General features: G+C 70.4%; 16 protein-coding genes and 1 riboswitch. Of the genes, 13 read left to right on the forward strand and 3 right to left on the reverse strand.

From position 1 onward, the window contains the following. Positions 1-15: 15 nt before the first annotated feature. Entirely contained in the window at positions 16-1,227 is a 1,212-nt protein-coding gene (locus ASH02_RS07475) for an aminotransferase class V-fold PLP-dependent enzyme (RefSeq protein WP_057294520.1), read from the reverse strand. Positions 1,228-1,264: 37 nt separating this feature from the next. After that, positions 1,265-1,378, reverse strand: a riboswitch (SAM riboswitch). Between the two features lie 170 nt (positions 1,379-1,548). On the opposite strand from ASH02_RS07475, the gene ASH02_RS07480 reads away from it, so the two are divergent. The 4 genes from ASH02_RS07480 (at position 1,549) to ASH02_RS07495 (ending at position 5,001) form a co-directional block, all read left to right on the forward strand. After that, on the forward strand, positions 1,549-2,181 hold the full coding sequence (locus ASH02_RS07480) for an ATP-dependent Clp protease proteolytic subunit (protein WP_056675805.1): 633 nt from the start codon (positions 1,549-1,551) through the stop codon (positions 2,179-2,181). 4 nt (positions 2,182-2,185) lie between these two features. After that, positions 2,186-2,794 carry an ATP-dependent Clp protease proteolytic subunit gene (locus ASH02_RS07485; protein ID WP_056675808.1) on the forward strand — a complete coding sequence of 203 codons (609 nt, stop codon included), beginning with the start codon at positions 2,186-2,188 and terminating at the stop codon, positions 2,792-2,794. A gap of 88 nt (positions 2,795-2,882) precedes the next feature. Continuing rightward, on the forward strand, positions 2,883-4,169 hold the full coding sequence (clpX, locus tag ASH02_RS07490; protein WP_056675811.1) for an ATP-dependent Clp protease ATP-binding subunit ClpX: 1,287 nt from the start codon (positions 2,883-2,885) through the stop codon (positions 4,167-4,169). Positions 4,170-4,323: 154 nt separating this feature from the next. Further along, entirely contained in the window at positions 4,324-5,001 is a 678-nt protein-coding gene (locus ASH02_RS07495; protein ID WP_056675815.1) for a hypothetical protein, read from the forward strand. A gap of 79 nt (positions 5,002-5,080) precedes the next feature. Here the strand turns inward: ASH02_RS07495 and valS are convergent, their stop codons facing one another. Beyond that, complete coding sequence (valS, locus tag ASH02_RS07500) at positions 5,081-7,705, reverse strand: valine--tRNA ligase (RefSeq protein WP_056675817.1); 2,625 nt, start codon at positions 7,703-7,705, stop codon at positions 5,081-5,083. 117 nt (positions 7,706-7,822) lie between these two features. On the opposite strand from valS, the gene ASH02_RS07505 reads away from it, so the two are divergent. The 9 genes from ASH02_RS07505 (at position 7,823) to ASH02_RS07545 (ending at position 15,425) form a co-directional block, all read left to right on the forward strand. Continuing rightward, positions 7,823-8,737, forward strand: a complete 915-nt coding sequence (locus tag ASH02_RS07505) for a GNAT family N-acetyltransferase (protein ID WP_056675820.1) — start codon at positions 7,823-7,825, stop codon at positions 8,735-8,737. Between the two features lie 39 nt (positions 8,738-8,776). Further along, complete coding sequence (folC, locus tag ASH02_RS07510) at positions 8,777-10,141, forward strand: bifunctional tetrahydrofolate synthase/dihydrofolate synthase (protein WP_056675822.1); 1,365 nt, start codon at positions 8,777-8,779, stop codon at positions 10,139-10,141. Continuing rightward, a complete protein-coding gene (locus tag ASH02_RS07515) occupies positions 10,138-10,506 on the forward strand; it encodes a DUF4233 domain-containing protein (protein WP_235530199.1) in 369 nt (122 codons plus the stop codon). Before folC ends, ASH02_RS07515 begins: the two co-directional genes overlap by 4 nt. Before the next feature lie 4 nt (positions 10,507-10,510). Further along, positions 10,511-11,005, forward strand: coding sequence for a VTT domain-containing protein (locus ASH02_RS07520; protein ID WP_056675828.1), 495 nt, complete (start codon positions 10,511-10,513; stop codon positions 11,003-11,005). A 42-nt stretch (positions 11,006-11,047) separates the two neighbouring features. Further along, complete coding sequence (gene ndk / locus ASH02_RS07525; protein WP_056675831.1) at positions 11,048-11,476, forward strand: nucleoside-diphosphate kinase; 429 nt, start codon at positions 11,048-11,050, stop codon at positions 11,474-11,476. Continuing rightward, complete coding sequence (locus ASH02_RS07530) at positions 11,476-12,465, forward strand: hypothetical protein (RefSeq protein ID WP_056675834.1); 990 nt, start codon at positions 11,476-11,478, stop codon at positions 12,463-12,465. The genes ndk and ASH02_RS07530 overlap by 1 nt, the downstream gene beginning before the upstream one ends. 82 nt (positions 12,466-12,547) lie before the next feature. Next, on the forward strand, positions 12,548-13,225 hold the full coding sequence (locus ASH02_RS07535) for a response regulator transcription factor (protein WP_056675836.1): 678 nt from the start codon (positions 12,548-12,550) through the stop codon (positions 13,223-13,225). Beyond that, positions 13,218-14,588 (forward strand): sensor histidine kinase, encoded by a 1,371-nt coding sequence (locus ASH02_RS07540; RefSeq protein ID WP_056675841.1) that lies wholly within the window; start codon positions 13,218-13,220, stop codon positions 14,586-14,588. The genes ASH02_RS07535 and ASH02_RS07540 overlap by 8 nt, the downstream gene beginning before the upstream one ends. A 207-nt stretch (positions 14,589-14,795) precedes the next feature. Continuing rightward, positions 14,796-15,425 (forward strand): PepSY domain-containing protein, encoded by a 630-nt coding sequence (locus ASH02_RS07545; RefSeq protein WP_056675846.1) that lies wholly within the window; start codon positions 14,796-14,798, stop codon positions 15,423-15,425. A 67-nt stretch (positions 15,426-15,492) separates the two neighbouring features. On the opposite strand, the gene ASH02_RS07550 is transcribed toward ASH02_RS07545, so the two are convergent. Further along, positions 15,493-16,032, reverse strand: a complete 540-nt coding sequence (locus ASH02_RS07550; protein ID WP_056675850.1) for a DUF937 domain-containing protein — start codon at positions 16,030-16,032, stop codon at positions 15,493-15,495. Positions 16,033-16,038: the final 6 nt, after the last annotated feature.

A 16,038-nucleotide genomic window follows, 5' to 3' on the forward strand; every position in this document is an offset into this window, starting at 1 on the left:
ACCGTTTCGAGCCGGTCACCCCACCAGCTCGCGCAGCCCGGCGACGAGGCGGTCCACGTGCTCGTCCACCGTGCCGAGGCCGAGGCTGGCGCGCACCGCCGTACCGTCCTCGTCGCAGCCGCCGGACCCGCCGAGCAGGTGGGCCAGCAACGGGTGGGCGCAGAACTTGCCGTCGCGCACGCCTATGCCGTGCCTGTCCGCGAGATGCTGTGCGACGTCGCGGGCTGAGTGGCCCTCGACGGTGAAGGCCAGGATGCCGAGCCGTGGGTGGTCGGGTCCCCACAGGCTGAGCTCGCGCAGGCCGGGCACCTGCGCCAAGCCCGAACGCAGCCGTTCGAGGAGGCGCGTCTCGGCCGCCACGACGGCGTCCCAGTCGGCGGAGAGCTCGCGGCAGGCAGCGGCGAGGGCGACCGCGCCGAGCACGTTGGGGGTGCCGGCCTCGTGTCGCTGCTCGGCGTCCGCAGTCCACTCGACGCGCCCGTCAAGGGCCACGCTGCGGGTCGCCCCACCGCCGCGGAGGTACGGCGCCGCGGCGCGCAGCCAGTCCGCCCGGCCAGCCAGCACGCCCGTCCCGAAGGGTGCATAGAGCTTGTGACCCGAGAAGGCCACGTAGTCCAGGCCCGTGGCGTCGAGCGGTCGATGCGCGACGTACTGCGCCGCGTCGACCGCGATCCGCGCGCCGCACGCGTGGGCCAGGTCGGCGAGCTCCCGCACCGGCCACAGCTCGCCGGTGACGTTCGAGGCGGCGGTGACCACGAGGAGTCGCGGCCCGACCGGACAGGCCTCCAGCGCCTCGCGTGCGGCGGCGACGGCCGCGGCCGGGGTGGCCGGGGGAGTGAGGCGTACGGCGTGGCGCCAAGGCAGCTGCGTGGCGTGGTGCTCGGAGTCGAAGACCACCACGCCGGTGCCATTGGGCACGGCCCGGGCCAGCAGGTTGAAGGCGTCGGTGGTGTTGCGCACGAACACCACGGCCTGCGGCCCGCCGAGGAACTCCCGCACGGTCCCGCGTGCCTCCTCGTAGGCGCGGGTCGTGACCTGCGAGGCGTAGCCCGCACCCCGGTGCACGCTGCTGTACGTCGGCAGGGCCCGGGTGACCGCCTCCTGCACAGCGGCCAGGCAGGGCGCCGAGGCGGCGTAGTCGAGGTTGGCGTACGGCAGCACGCCGTCGCCGACGGGCACCGTGAGATCGGCACCGACGACGGCAGGGAGAGTGGCGAGCAGGGACATGGGTGACCTCCGGGTTTCCGGGACCCCGAAGCGTCGAGATCCGCGCTTGCCCGTTGCACCGCGCAACGGGCCAGGTCGTCACCCGGGCCACCCCACCGCGGAGGAGGGTTGGCGGCCAGCAAGCCGGGGCTTGGTGCTGGCACTCATGACCGTGGTCAGGATGTTAGCCGGAACCCTGCCCGGCCGCGACCCGGGAATCCCGGGTTCGCTCCGGGATGGCCCCGCCTGTCGAATCTGCTGTGGGCGAACAGGGGTGTCCGACGCGTGGATGTGTCGGTCCGGGCGGCTAATGTCGCTCTCGTGAACCAGAATCAGAGCCACATGAATGAGCCCCGACGCTCTGTCGAAGCCAACGGCGGCGGCGCGTCCTACGGGCTTGACGACCACATCTACCAGCGGTTGCTCCGCGAGCGCATCGTGTTCCTCGGTTCCGAGGTGCGCGACCAGAACGCCAACGCGATCTGCGCCCAGCTCCTGCTCCTCTCGGCCGAGGACCCTGAGGCCGACATCTTCTTGCACATCAACAGTCCGGGCGGGTCCGTCGACGCCGGCATGGCGATCTACGACACGATGAACTACATCCCCAACGACGTCGCCACGGTCGGCATGGGCCTGGCCGCCTCGATGGGCCAGTTCCTGCTCTGCGCCGGCACCCAGGGCAAGCGCTACGCGTTGCCCCACGCGCGCATCATGATGCACCAGCCGTCGGGCGGCATCGGTGGTTCGGCCTCCGACATCAAGATCCAGGCCCAGCAGAGCCTGCTGCTCAAGAAGCAGCTCGGTGAGCTGATCGCCCACCACACCGGCCGCACCATCGAAGAGATCGAGCGCGACTCCGACCGTGACCGTTGGTTCACCCCCGGCGAGGCCCTCGAGTACGGCCTCATCGACAAGGTGATCACCAACGCCCGCGAGACCGCAGACGAAGGCCGCCCGGCCCACGGAAAGGCCTGACCCCATGAACTACTACATCCCCCAGTGGGAAGAGCGCACCTCCTACGGGTTCCGGCGCATCGACCCCTACGGCAAGCTCTTCGAGGACCGCATCATCTTCCTCGGCACGCCGATCAGCGACGACATCGCCAACGCGGTGATGGCGCAGCTGCTCTGCCTCGAGTCGATGGACCCCGATCGCGACATCTCCATCTACATCAACAGCCCCGGTGGCTCCTTCACCGCGCTGACCGCGATCTACGACACGATGCGGTTCATCAAGCCCGAGGTGCAGACCGTGTGCCTGGGGCAGGCTGCCTCGGCTGCCGCCGTACTCCTCGCCGCGGGTGCGCCCGGCAAGCGCCTGGCGCTGCCCAACAGCCGCATCCTGATCCACCAGCCCTACACCGAGGGTCAGGGCGGCCAGATCTCCGACCTGGAGATCCAGGCCAACGAGATCATCCGCATGCGTGAGCTGCTCGAGAAGATGATCGCCGACCACACCGGCAAGCCGGTCGAGGAGGTCAGCCGCGACATCGAGCGCGACAAGATCCTCACCGCCGACGCGGCCGTGGAATACGGCCTGGTCGACGCGATCCTCGAATCCCGCAAGGCGCTCCCCGCGCTCGCATGACCCGATCGGACCTCGTGTCCGGCAGCGCAAGCGGCCGGGCACGGGGTACCGTCGAGAAGTTGATCAGGCAGAGGAAGGATGACCGCCCGTGGCACGCATTGGTGACGGAGGCGACCTGTTGAAATGCTCTTTCTGCGGAAAGAGCCAGAAGCAGGTCAAGAAGTTGATCGCCGGACCGGGTGTCTACATCTGTGACGAGTGCATCGACCTCTGCAACGAGATCATCGAGGAGGAGCTCAGCGAGCGCTCCGAGGTGGGTCTCGAGGAGCTGCCGAAGCCGAAGGAGATCTTCGAGTTCCTCAACTCCTACGTGATCGGCCAGGAGCACGCGAAGAAGTCCCTCGCCGTGGCGGTCTACAACCACTACAAGCGGGTGCAGGCCGGTGCGTCGCTCGACACGGCCGGCAAGCACGCCAAGGACGAGGCCGTCGAGGTGGCGAAGTCCAACATCCTCGTCATGGGCCCCACCGGGTGCGGCAAGACCTACCTGGCCCAGACCCTCGCGCGCATGCTCAACGTGCCCTTCGCGATCGCCGACGCCACGGCCCTGACCGAGGCCGGCTACGTCGGTGAGGACGTCGAGAACATCCTGCTCAAGTTGATCCAGGCCGCCGACTACGACGTCAAGAAGGCCGAGACCGGCATCATCTACATCGACGAGATCGACAAGGTGGCCCGCAAGTCGGAGAACCCCTCGATCACGCGCGACGTCTCCGGCGAGGGCGTGCAGCAGGCCCTCCTGAAGATCCTCGAGGGCACCTCGGCGTCGGTGCCGCCCCAGGGCGGGCGCAAGCACCCGCACCAGGAGTTCATCCAGATCGACACCACCAACATCCTGTTCATCGTCGGAGGTGCCTTCGCCGGCCTCGAGCACATCGTCGAGCAGCGGGTCGGCAAGAAGACGCTCGGCTTCACCGCCGACGTCCGCGGCCAGGCCGAACGCGACGCCGAGGACCTCATGTCCCAGGTGCGCCCCGAAGACCTCACCAAGTTCGGGCTGATCCCCGAGTTCATCGGCCGCCTCCCGCTGATCACCAGCGTCACCAAGCTCGACCGTGAGGCGCTCGTCGAGATCCTCACCGTGCCGAAGAACGCTCTGGTCAAGCAGTACCAGCGCCTCTTCGCCATCGACGGCGTCGAGCTCGAGTTCACCGACGAGGCCATCGCCGCGATCGCCGACCGGGCGATGGAGCGCGGCACCGGTGCCCGCGGCCTGCGCGCGATCATCGAGGAAGTCCTGCTCCACGTCATGTACGACGTCCCGTCCCGAGGCGACATCGCCAAGGTCGTGGTGACCGGTGAAGTCGTCGAGGACAACGTGAACCCGACCCTGATCCCGCGCGAGGCCGAGCCGAAGAAGAAGAAGTCGGCCTGACCCCTCGCCGGGCCTGATCACCGCGTGCGGCCCGGGGGGCCGACACGGGTGGGTGCGCATAGTCCGTTCGGGTCATTTCCCGCTTCTGATGCGGTGAATCTCGACCTGTTCAGGGAAGATTGACGCGTCTGGTCCGGTCGAGTCAGGGACGTGCATGAGCTCCGAACACAAGAAGCCGCTGTTCGCCTTCGTGGTGATTGCGGTGATCTGTGCTGTCTTCATGGGTTTCACCGTGAAGTCGGATGCGATCAACGCCCCCGGGCTGCCGCGGTTCGCCGCGTCCGCGATCAACACGGGAGCCGACCTGTTCGGCGGTGACGCACGACGGACCACGTCTCCGAGCGTCCTCGTCGCACTGACCGGGCCGAGCGAGACCGCCGGGCCCACGTCGAGCAGTTCCGGGCCGGAGCAGGCCACGACTTCGCCGACGACCAGGACGAAGGCCAAGCCGCGCGCCCGTGCGGCGTACCTTCCGCGCAAGGCCACCTCGCACCACAAGGCCCGCAGCACGAATGTGCATCGCGCCCAGCCGCGGGTGACCGTACGCCGGCCGGCCGGGCCGCACGCCTCCGTCCTGGACCACTCGAAGCACGGCAAGGCGCACGGCAAGGCGAACCACAAGAGCCTGAACCTGCGTGTCGACAACCTGAAGGTCCGCGGCGACTTCAGGGCCCGCGGTCACTTCAAGCTCGACGGTCACGGTCACGGCAAGGCACGGGGTCACTCGAAGGCGCACAGCCACCACGGCAAGGCGCACAGCCACTCGAAGGCGCACGGCCACCACGGCAAGGCGCACGGCCACCACGGCAAGGCGCACGGCCACCACCGCTGACCCGTCGCCAGTTCGTGTCGACCCGTCGCCAGTTCGCGGCGACCTGTCGTGAGTTCGCGAACTCACGACAGGTCGATGCTCATTTCTCGGGAGCGGGAGCCAGCTCGGCCGCGACGGTCAGGGCGGTGGCGTCCTCGACAGGGGTCAGCACGAACTCGCCGGTGACCTTGCCGACCGCACTCAGGTCGTCACGGGCCTTGTCGATGGCAGCCAGTGCCTCGGGGGTGCCGGTGAACTCCACCCGCGTGACCTCGGTGCGCTGGGTGACCTTCGCCTGCGACTTCGCGCCACGGATGCCACCGAGGGCAGCCGCCACGTGGGTCAGCATGCTCGGGTCAGCGGCGGCCGCCGAGCCCAGCTCGGTGGCGGTGGGCCAGGACGCGGTGTGCACCGAACCCTCCTGCCACCACGACCAGACCTCTTCGGTCACGTAGGGCAGGAACGGCGCCAGCAGGCGCAGCTGCACGTGCAGGGCTCCGGCGAGGGTGGCCTGGGCCGACTCGGTGGCGCTGCCGCCGTCCTCGGCGTACGCCCGCTCCTTGACCAGCTCGAGGTAGTCGTCGCAGAACTCCCAGAAGAACTTCTCGACGGCCTCGAGGGCGCTGGTGTAGTCGTAGGCCTCGAAGGCTTCGGTCGCCTCGGTGACCACGTTGGCCAGGCCGCCCATCAGCGCGCAGTCGAGGGGAGCGGAGATCGCCGGCGGGTTCAGCTCGGTGGCCCCGACCATGCCGAGCACGAACTTGGAGGCGTTGAGCACCTTCATCGCCAGGCGACGGCCGACCTTCATCTGGGTCTCGTCGAACGGCGAGTCCAGACCGGGTCGAGCCATCGCAGCGCGCCAGCGCACGGCGTCGGCGCCGAACTTGTCGATGATCTCGTTGGGCACCACGACGTTGCCCTTGGACTTCGACATCTTCTTGCGGTCGGGGTCCATGATGAAGCCGGAGATCATCGCGTGCGTCCACGGCACGGCACCGCTCTCGTGGTGCGAGCGGACCACCCGTGAGAACAGCCAGGTGCGGATGATGTCGTGGGCCTGGGTGCAGAGGTCCATCGGGAAGACCCGCCCGAAGAGGTCGGGGTCGGACTCCCAGCCGCCGGCGATCTGCGGGGTCAGCGACGAGGTCGCCCAGGTGTCCATCACGTCGGGGTCGCCCATGAAGCCGTTCGGCTTGCCGCGCTGCCCCTCGTCGTACCCCTGCGGGGCCACCGTCGACGGGTCGACCGGCAGCTGGTCCTCGGTGGGCAGCAGCGGGTGGTCGTAGTCGGGCTCGCCCTCGGCGTCGAGGGAGTACCAGACCGGGAACGGGATGCCGAAGAAGCGCTGGCGCGAGATCAGCCAGTCGCCGTTGAGGCCGCCGACCCAGTTGTCGTAGCGGTGCTTCATGTGGGTCGGCACCCAGGTGATGGCGTTGCCGTCCTCGACCAGCTCGTCGCGCAGCTCGGTGTCGCGGCCGCCGTTGCGGATGTACCACTGGCGGGTGGCGACGATCTCGAGGGGCTTGTCGCCCTTCTCGTAGAAGTTCGTCATCCGCTTGGTCGGCTTGGGGTCGCCGTCGAGGTCGCCGGTCTCCTTGAGCCGGGCGACCACGGCCTCGCGGGCGCTGAACGCGGTCTTGCCCTTGAGCTCCTCGTAGGCGGCGGAGGCCTGCTCGGAGGAGAGCCAGTCGGGGGTTTCGCGCAGGAAGCGTCCGTCGCGGCCGATGAGGGTGCGCACCGGCAGCTGGAGCTCGCGCCACCACGTGACGTCGGTGAGGTCACCGAACGTGCAGCACATCGCGATGCCGGCGCCCTTGTCGGGCTCGGCCGCGGTGTGGGCCAGCACCGGGATCTCGACGCCGAAGACCGGCGAGGTGACCGTGGTGCCGAACAGCTCGGCGTACCGCTCGTCGTCGGGGTGCGCGATCAGCGCCACCACCGACGGGATCAGCTCGGGACGCGTGGTCTCGATGAAGATCTGGTCTCCGTCGGGCTTGTGGAAGGCGACCCGGTGGTAGGCGCCGGCGTACTCGCGGGCCTCGAGCTCAGCCTGGGCGACCGCGCTCTGGAAGGTGACGTCCCACAGGGTGGGGGCTTCCTGCAGGTAGGCCTCGCCGCGGGCGAAGTTGCGCAGGAAGGCGCGCTGGCTGACCGTCTGGGCCTTCGGCCCGATGGTCGTGTAGTGCTCCTTCCAGTCGACCGACAGGCCGACGGTGCGCCACAGGGCCTCGAACGCCTTCTCGTCCTCGACCACGAGCTCCTCGCAGAGCTCGACGAAGTTGGGCCGGCTGATCGGCACCTGCTTCTTCGGGTCGGGCTTCTCGGGCGGGGTGAAGTCGGGGTCGTACGGCAGCGACGGGTCGCACCGGACACCGTAGAAGTTCTGCACCCGGCGCTCGGTCGGCAGGCCGTTGTCGTCCCAGCCGATCGGGTAGAAGATCGACTTGCCCTGCATGCGCTGGTAGCGCGCGATCAGGTCGGGGTGCGTGTAGGAGAAGACGTGGCCGACGTGCAGCGAGCCGGAGACGGTCGGCGGGGGAGTGTCGATCGAGTAGACCATCGAGCGCGGCTGGGTGCGGTCGAAGCGGTAGGTGTCCTCGGCCTTCCACTTCTCGGACCACTTGGCCTCGAGCCCTTCGAGCGCGGGCTTGTCCGGTACGACGACGGCGCGCGCGGCGGCGGGCGTCGTCTCGGACAGGTCGGCGTTGTCAGGGTTCTCAGTCATGGGCCGAATGTTACGTGTGGGAAGCGATGTGCCGCGAACCCGTTCCCGGTGGCGGACGGCGGCGGATCCGGCGAAAACCCGATCCCCGAGCCGGGCCCTCCCGATTAGCGTTCGTGCATGGCGGACGACGACGTGACCCTGGAGCTCTTCACCGACCCGCGCGACTTCCTCGCGGTGGCCGGTGACCACCTGGCCGAGGACCCGGTCACCCGCACCGTCGTCACCACCGTCACGGCCCGGATGGCGCGGGCCCGCGACGCCGGCGAGCCGGTCGTCGACCGCGGCCACGAGCAGTGGTGGGCGGCCGTGCGCGATGCCTCGGGCGCCGTCGTGGGTACGGCGATGCGCACGGCACCGTTCCCGCCGTACCCACTGTTCGTGCAGGAGATGCCGGAGGCGGGTGCCCGTGAGCTGGCCCGGGTGCTGCACGCCCGTGGCGCCGTGATCGCCGCGGCGAACGGCGCCCTGCCCGCGGCCCAGCAGCTGATGGACGAGCTCGCGCTGCTCAGCGGCGGCCGCGCGGTCATCGAGGAGCACACCCGGCTCTTCGAGCTCGGCGAGCTGACCCCGCCATCGACGCTGCCGGCCGGGTCGTTGCGACTGGCCAGGCCGGCCGAGGCCGAGCTCTGCCTCGGCTGGTTCCGGGCCTTCCGCGTCGAGGCCGCCGAGCAGGCCGGCCGCACGTCCGACCCGACGGTCGGTGAGAGCTTCGGGATCGAGGACCTCCTCGAGCGGATCACGGAGGAGCGCATCTGGGTCTGGGTCGACGAGCACGACGTCCCGGTCCACGTCACCGGCGCCAACCTGCCGTCGTACGGCGTGACCCGCATCGGGCCGGTCTACACGCCGCGGGAACACCGCGGGCATGGCCTGGCCAGCGCGGCCGTGGCCGAGGTGTCGAGGTCGTACGTCGAAGCAGGCGTGCGGGTGTGCCTGTTCACCGACCAGGCCAACCCGGTCTCGAACGCGATCTACCAGCGGCTGGGCTACCGGCCCGTCGTCGACATGGCGATCCTGCGCCTCGAACCGTGAATCGTGGGCGCGAGAGTCCGCAACTAGACTCAAGGCGCCATGACTGAACCTTCCTCGCAGCCCCGTCCCGCCGAGAGCTTCGCCGAGGCCGAGGACGCACTCCTGTCCCGCTGGCCCGAGAGCAAGCTGGAGCCCAGCCTTGACCGGATCCGTGCCTTCACCGAGCTGCTGGGCGACCCGCAGCACTCCTACCCGGTGATCCACCTGACCGGCACCAACGGCAAGACCTCGACGTCGCGGATGATCGACTCGCTGTTGCGCACCATGAACCTGCGCACCGGTCGCTTCACCAGTCCGCACGTGGAGAAGATGAGCGAGCGGATCAGCATCGACGGCGAGCCGCTCGACGACGAGGCGTTCGTCCGCGCGTTCAACGACGTCGCGGGCTACACCCACCTGGTCGACTCCGACCAGCCCCACCCGTTGTCGTTCTTCGAGACCGTGGTCGGCATGGCGTTCAGCGCGTTCGCCGACGCCCCCGTCGACGTGGCCATCGTCGAGGTCGGCATGGGTGGCTCGTGGGACGCCACCAACGTGGCCGACGGCCAGGTGGCCGTCGTGCTCCCGATCGCGATCGACCACTCGAAGTACCTCGGCGACAGTGCCACCGCCATCGCCCAGGAGAAGGCCGGCATCATCAAGGAGGGTGCCCAGGTCGTGATTGCCGAGCAGACCCCCGAGGTGGCCGAGGTGCTGCTGGCCCGCGCGGCCGAGGTGCACGCCACCGTGGCGCGTGAGGGCATGGAGTTCGGCGTGATCACCCGGGTGCCGGCCATCGGCGGCCAGACGATCAGCCTGCAGGGCCTCCGGGGGCGGTACGACGACCTGTTCCTCCCGCTCTACGGCGCCCACCAGGCCCAGAACGCCGCGGTCGCCCTGGCCGCCGTCGAGGCCTTCGCCGGCGACGAGGCACTCTCCGACGAGGTGGTGCGTGAGGCGTTCGCCTCCGTCACGTCACCCGGTCGACTCGAGGTGATCCGCCGCAGCCCGACCGTGGTGCTCGACGCCGCTCACAACCCGCACGGCGCCGAGGCCACGGCGGCCGCGCTCGAGGACTCCTTCGCGTTCTCGCCGCTGATCGGGGTGATGGGCGTGATGGCCGACAAGGACTACGAGGGTGTGCTGGCTGCGTTCGAGCCGCACTTCTCCCACATCATCTGCACCCAGAACTCGACCGACCGGTCGAAGAGTGCCGAGGCGCTGGCCGAAGTGGCCCGCGAGGTCTTCGGCGAGGACCGGGTCACGACGACGCCGCGCCTGGCCGACGCGATCGACCAGGCCACCACGATGGCCGAGGCCGGCGAGGCGATCAGCGACACCTTCGGTGCCGGCGGCGTGCTGGTCACCGGCTCCGTGGTCACCGTCGGCGAGGCGAGGGCGATGCTGAAGGGGCGCAACCAGTGAGCGGGCCGCAGAGGTCACCTCGCCGCGGCATGTGCGCGGGCATCCTCACCCTCGAGGCGATCGCGCTCGGCCTGACCACGCCCGTGCTGATCACCATCGCCGACGTGTCCGTCGGCACCGCCCTGACCCTCGGCCTCGGCCTGGCCGTCGCCTGCATCGTGGCGGCCGGCATGCTGCGCGCCGAGTGGGCCTACGGCCTCGGCTGGGCGATCCAGGTCGCGGCGATCGCGCTCGGTTTCCTGGTGCCGACGATGTTCTTCCTCGGCGGACTGTTCGCCCTGCTGTGGGGCACGGCCTACTTCCTCGGCAAGAAGATCGAACGGGAACGGGCCGCCGCGTACGCCGCCTACGAGGCCGAGAACTGAGGCAGTGCACCTCCCAGAGGGGTCCGGCCCGACGGTCTGGGCCGTCTTCTTCGTCGTGGTGTTCCTGCGCGCCCAGGCGACGTACTGGATCGCCAGGGCGGTGACCCAGCAGGCCCTCGACCACACCGCACCGACCCACGGCTTCGCGCTGAAGGTGCATGCCTGGCTCGACGGTACGTCGGCCCGGCGCGGCGTCGACTCGTTGCGTCGGTGGGGCGCCCTCGCCGTCCCGCTCTCGTTCCTGACGATCGGCGCCCAGACCGTGGTCAACGCCGGCGCCGGCGTGATCCGGATGCCGGCCTGGCGCTACACCCTCGTGATGCTTCCGGGGTGCGCGGCCTGGGCGCTGGTGTGGACCACGATCGGGATCTCGGCGTTCTACGCCGCTATCGGCGCCGGCCTCTCGACCGAGTGGGGAGTGGTCGCTGCCGTGGTCGTCGTGCTCGCCGCGGGACTGGGCATCGGGTTGCTCCGGCGCCGCGCCCGGCGTACCGCCTGACCGGGGGACCGGCTCGCTGCTCCGCTGGTTAGGCTGTGCGCCGTGAGCGAATCGATCGAGAAGTCCCTCGTCCTGGTCAAGCCCGACGGCTACCGTCGCGGACTCAGCGGGGAGGTGCTGCGCCGCATCGAGGCCAAGGGCTACGTTCCCGTGGCGCTGGCCGTCCTGACCCCGACCCGGGAGCAGCTCGCCGAGCACTACGCCGAGCACGAGGGCAAGCCGTTCTACGAGCCCCTGGTGGAGTTCATGTCCTCCGGCCCGGTGACCGCGATGGTCATCGAGGGCCAGCGCTGCATCGAGGGGTTCCGGTCCCTGGCCGGGTCCACCGAGCCGACCGGCGCCCTGCCCGGCACCATCCGCGGCGACCTCGGCCGTGACTGGGGCCTCAAGGTGCAGCAGAACATCGTGCACGGCTCCGACTCTCCCGAGTCGGCCGCCCGCGAGATCGGCATCTGGTTCCCCGAGCTCTGATGCGCATCGCGGGGGCGGTCCTGGGATTGCTCCTGCTCCTCGCCGGGTGCACCTCCTCCGGCGACTCCGGCGATTCCGACGAACCACGCGCCGAACCCGGTGACCGCTGCCGGGGCGTCTCGCACGACGAGGTGCGCGGCCGGGCGCCGTCGTACGGCGCGAAGCGGCTGCGCTCCTACCCGGTCGACCACGCCGTGTGTGCGGCGTACTGGATCGACCACGCCGACGACGGGTTCGTGCCGCAGGGCCTGGCGCTGCGCGGGCGTACGGCGTACGTCGGCGGCTACGGCTGGGTCGAGAAGCGCACCGATCGCGCGTGCCAGGTGGCGAAGGTCGACCTGCGCACCGGGCGCACGACCGGGTTCACGCCGCGCATCGAGGCCGACGTGTACGGCGGTCGCCTCACGTTCTGCCGGCACGGCGGCGGCCTCGAGCTGACCGACGACGGCCTCTGGCTGGCCGAGGCCGAACGCCTCTGGCTGCTCGACCCCGACCGCATCGGCCGCGGAGACCCCGTCGTGAGGGTCTGGCGGATCGAGCCCGGCATCAAGGGGTCGACACTGCTCATCCACGACGGGCGCCTCGGCTTCGCGACGTACGCCGCAGAGGGGTCGGGCCGGATGACGTGGTTCGCGCTCGACGACGTACGACGCCCGGGCGTCGACGACCTCCGCCACGACGCGCGCGACGCGACCGACGCCGGGGTGACCGGGCGCGGTCGCGTGCCGAACCGGGTGCAGGGCATCACCGGCGACGCGGCCGGGGTGTGGCACTCGTCGTCGCGTATCTCGTGCGGTGAGCTGCACGGTCCGGGCAGACGTGAGGTCGCGTCGGTCCCCGGCGCCGAGGACGTGCAGTTCCGCGGACGCGACCTCTGGGTGGTCAGCGAGGCGGGCGCCGAACCGTGGATCGACGAGGAGCGGGTGCCGATGCTGCTGCGGCTCGACCGGGCCACGGTGCTCCGCGCACGGTCGGCCTGCGACTTCTAGGCGACACGGCCTCGAACGGCGAGTGCGACGCTCGGCGGCGCGTTCAGCGCGCGTTCAGCCGGCACCCGTCACAATCGACCCCATGCGCGTGCTGGTGGTCGACGACGAGAAGCGGCTGGCCCGATCCCTGAAGGTCGGACTCGAGGCCGAGGGTTTCGCGGTCGACGTCGCGGCCGACGGCACCGACGGGCTGTGGCTGGCCCGCGAGAACGACTACGACGCGATCGTGCTCGACCTGATGCTTCCCGGCATCAACGGCTACCGGGTGTGCGCCACCCTCCGCGAGGAGGAGAACTGGACGCCGATCCTGATGCTCACCGCCAAGGACGGCGAGTGGGACCAGGTCGAGGGGCTCGACACCGGTGCCGACGACTACCTGACCAAGCCGTTCTCGTTCCCGGTCCTGGTGGCCCGTCTGCGCGCGATCATCCGGCGCGGCGCCACCGAGCGCCCCACCGTGCTCGAGGCCGGCGACCTGCGCCTCGACCCGGCGGCGCGACGCGTGTGGCGGGGCGAGACCGAGCTCGAGCTGACCGCGCGGGAGCACTCGCTGCTCGCCTTCCTGATGCGGCACACCGGCGACGTGGTCTCCAAGACCCAGATCCTCGAGGCAGTCTGGGACGTCAACTTCGAGGGCGACCCCAACATCGTCGAGGTCTACATCCGCCACCTGCGCAACAAGGTCGACCGGCCGTTCGGGCGCGAGGCGATCCAGACCTTGCGCGGAGCCGGCTACCGACTGGCGGGCAACGGTGGCTAGCCGACTGGGCGGCCGGGCCTCGGTGCGCCTGCGTGCCACTGTCGGGGCGCTCCTGGTCGTGCTCGTGGCCCTCGCCGCCGGGGCCGCGTTGCTGGTCGTGCTGATGCGGCAGTCGCTGCTCGACGGTCTCGAGACGAGCGCCGAGCAGCGCGCCTCGTCGCTGGCCGACCAGATCGAGCAGACCGGCGTACCCGAGTCTCTCGGCGCCGACGAGCCGGGGGACGACGATGACGAGGACGACGACCCCGACGACGTCGTGATCGTGGTGCGCGGCCCCGGCGGGTCCGTCGTCGTCACCTCACAGGCGGTGGCGGCCGAGCTGCCGGACGACGACGCTCGAGGCGTCGAGCTGCCGGGCAGCGACCACGACTACGTGGTGGCCGCGGAGGAGGCCGACGCCGACGAGGGGGACTACGTCGTCAGTGTCGGGATCTCCCAGGAGGACGCCGACGAGTCGACGTCCGCGCTGGTCCCGTTGCTCGGGCTCGGCCTTCCCCTCGTGCTGCTCGTGGTCGGCGCCACCACCTGGGTCGTCGTCGGCCGTGCCCTCGCCCCGGTGGACCGCATGCGCGGGCAGGTCGACCAGATCACCGGTGAGCATCTCAGCGGGCGGGTCGACGTGCCCGCATCACGCGACGAGATCCACCGTCTCGCACGCACCATGAACTCGATGCTGGACCGGCTCGAGACCTCGCGGGACCGGCAGCAACGCTTCGTCTCCGACGCCAGTCACGAGTTGCGCTCGCCCCTCGCCGGCATGCGCCAGACCGCCGAGGTCGTGATGTCGCACCCCGGTGCCATGCCCGAGGGCGAGCTCGCGGAGGCCGTGCTCGAGGAGTCCGCGCGCATGCAACGGCTGGTCGAGCAGATGCTGATGCTGACCCGCGCCGACGAGGGCGTGGCCGGCGGACCCGCCCGCGAGGTCGACCTCGACGACCTGGCCCTGGCCGAGGTCGACCGGGCCCGCCGGCTCGGGCAGCCGCGGGAGGTCCACGTCGATGGCAGCGCCATCGCTCCGGGCCGGGTGCTCGGCGACCGGGCCGCCCTGGCGCAGGTGACCCGCAACCTCGTGGACAACGCCCTGCGGCACGCACGCACCCAGGTGCGGGTCAGTGTGTCCTCGGACCCGGCCGGCGTCGAGCTGGTCGTCGAGGACGACGGCTCCGGGGTGCCCGAAGGGGAGCGCGAGCGCATCTTCGAGCGTTTCGTCCGTCTGGACGAGGCCCGGGCCCGCGACGACGGCGGTTCCGGGCTCGGCCTGGCCATCGTGCGCGAGATCGCCCGCGCCCACGGCGGAGAAGCGTCCGTCACCGCGTCCGCGCCAGGCGGCGCGCGCTTCGTCGTACGGCTCCCACGCGCCTGATCGCGCTCGCTCCGCGACGCGCACCCGGTGACTCGTTGGTGGCTGTTGGCTGTCCCTGGTCGGCGAAACAGCCAGCAGCCACCAGTCTGCAGTGGATTTGCGCTTGATCGCCAGCCTGAAAGGGCCTTCAGGTGCTTTCAGCGTGGGTTCAGCGGCCCGCTGACAGGCTCGTCTCATCGCTTGAAAATCAACGAGAGGACGAGTCCCATGAACGAGACACCCACCAACGAGACCGGCACCAACAACGACGAGGCAGCCGCCACCGGCACGCCCAGCTGGCGCAGCCGCCGGGTGCTGGTCCCGGCCGTGGCAGCGCTCGCGGTGCTCGGCGTGGGAGGAGTCGTGTGGAGCGCGTCGGCCGACGACGACCTCCGTGGCGACCAGCGTGACCGCGCCTCCCAGGTGGCGGTCGACACGGCCGGTGGCGGCAAGGTCACCGAGGCCGAGAAGGATGACGGGTTCTACGAGCTCGAGGTCACCCGCGAGGACGGCACCGAGGTCGACGTACGTCTGGACAAGGACTACAAGGTGGTCGGCACCGAGACCGACGGCCCCGACGACGACCGGTACGACGACCGCGACGACGACGGCCGCACCGACGACGACCGCGATGGTGACCGTGACGCCGACGACAAGCCGCTGACCGCCGCCGAGGACACCGCGGCGAAGAAGGCCGCGCTCGCGGAGATCGGGAGCGGCAACGTCACCGACGTCGACCGCGATGACGACGGCGGTGCCGGACGCTACGAGGTCGAGGTGACGAAGGCCGACGGCACCGAGTGGAGCGTGCGGCTCGACAAGGACTTCACTGTTCTCGACAGCCATCGCGACGACTGATCTCCTCCCAGACCCAGACACGGCGTGCGTCCCCACGGGATGCACGCCGTTCTGCGTCTGACCGCGGCTAGCGGCGGCCGCCGCCCAGCAGGCCGCCGAGCACGTCGGAGATGATCTTGCCCGCGCCGCCGGACGCGCCGCCGCCGATGGCGCCCTTGAGCACCTGCTCCAGCACGCTGCCGAGCACGGACTTGTCCTCGGTCTTGGAGGGGGCGGCGCCCTTCGAGGTCATCCGGGACGCCAGCCAGGACAGCACGATCGGCGCCAGGATGGGCAGCAGCTTCTTGACCAGGCCCGACGAGGCGCCGGTGCTGCCGAGCTGGTTGATGACCTGGTCCTGCTGGTTGCCGAAGATGTGGGCCGCGATCTTCTCGCCGTCTGCCGTGTCGACCCGGGACAGGTCGGCGGGGTCGCCGTCCTCGTGCTGGCCGAGCGCGTCGAGGAGCGACGCGGCGCCGGCCGGATCCTGGGCGTTGGCGTCGAGGCCGCCGAGCAAGGCGGGCAGTGCGGCCCTGGCGGCCTGCTCCACGGCGGCCGGGTCCTCACCGAGATCGGCACTGATCCGGTCGAGGGGGAGGGAGGCCAGGAGGTCGTCGATGTCTGACATGGAGGC

The organism is Nocardioides sp. Soil796 (assembly GCF_001429525.1).
Lineage (GTDB): Bacteria > Actinomycetota > Actinomycetes > Propionibacteriales > Nocardioidaceae > Nocardioides.

What these genes read in the sequence shown, in the direction of transcription:
- ASH02_RS07475 (WP_057294520.1), bottom strand. Translation starts at nt 1,227, where the DNA reads ATGTCCCTGCTCGCCACTCTCCCTGCCGTCGTCGGTGCCGATCTCACG.
- ASH02_RS07480 (WP_056675805.1), top strand. Translation starts at nt 1,549, where the DNA reads ATGAATGAGCCCCGACGCTCTGTCGAAGCCAACGGCGGCGGCGCGTCC.
- ASH02_RS07485 (WP_056675808.1), top strand. Translation starts at nt 2,186, where the DNA reads ATGAACTACTACATCCCCCAGTGGGAAGAGCGCACCTCCTACGGGTTC.
- ASH02_RS07495 (WP_056675815.1), top strand. Translation starts at nt 4,324, where the DNA reads ATGAGCTCCGAACACAAGAAGCCGCTGTTCGCCTTCGTGGTGATTGCG.
- valS (WP_056675817.1), bottom strand. Translation starts at nt 7,705, where the DNA reads ATGACTGAGAACCCTGACAACGCCGACCTGTCCGAGACGACGCCCGCC.
- ASH02_RS07505 (WP_056675820.1), top strand. Translation starts at nt 7,823, where the DNA reads ATGGCGGACGACGACGTGACCCTGGAGCTCTTCACCGACCCGCGCGAC.
- folC (WP_056675822.1), top strand. Translation starts at nt 8,777, where the DNA reads ATGACTGAACCTTCCTCGCAGCCCCGTCCCGCCGAGAGCTTCGCCGAG.
- ASH02_RS07530 (WP_056675834.1), top strand. Translation starts at nt 11,476, where the DNA reads ATGCGCATCGCGGGGGCGGTCCTGGGATTGCTCCTGCTCCTCGCCGGG.
- ASH02_RS07535 (WP_056675836.1), top strand. Translation starts at nt 12,548, where the DNA reads ATGCGCGTGCTGGTGGTCGACGACGAGAAGCGGCTGGCCCGATCCCTG.
- ASH02_RS07545 (WP_056675846.1), top strand. Translation starts at nt 14,796, where the DNA reads ATGAACGAGACACCCACCAACGAGACCGGCACCAACAACGACGAGGCA.
- ASH02_RS07550 (WP_056675850.1), bottom strand. Translation starts at nt 16,032, where the DNA reads ATGTCAGACATCGACGACCTCCTGGCCTCCCTCCCCCTCGACCGGATC.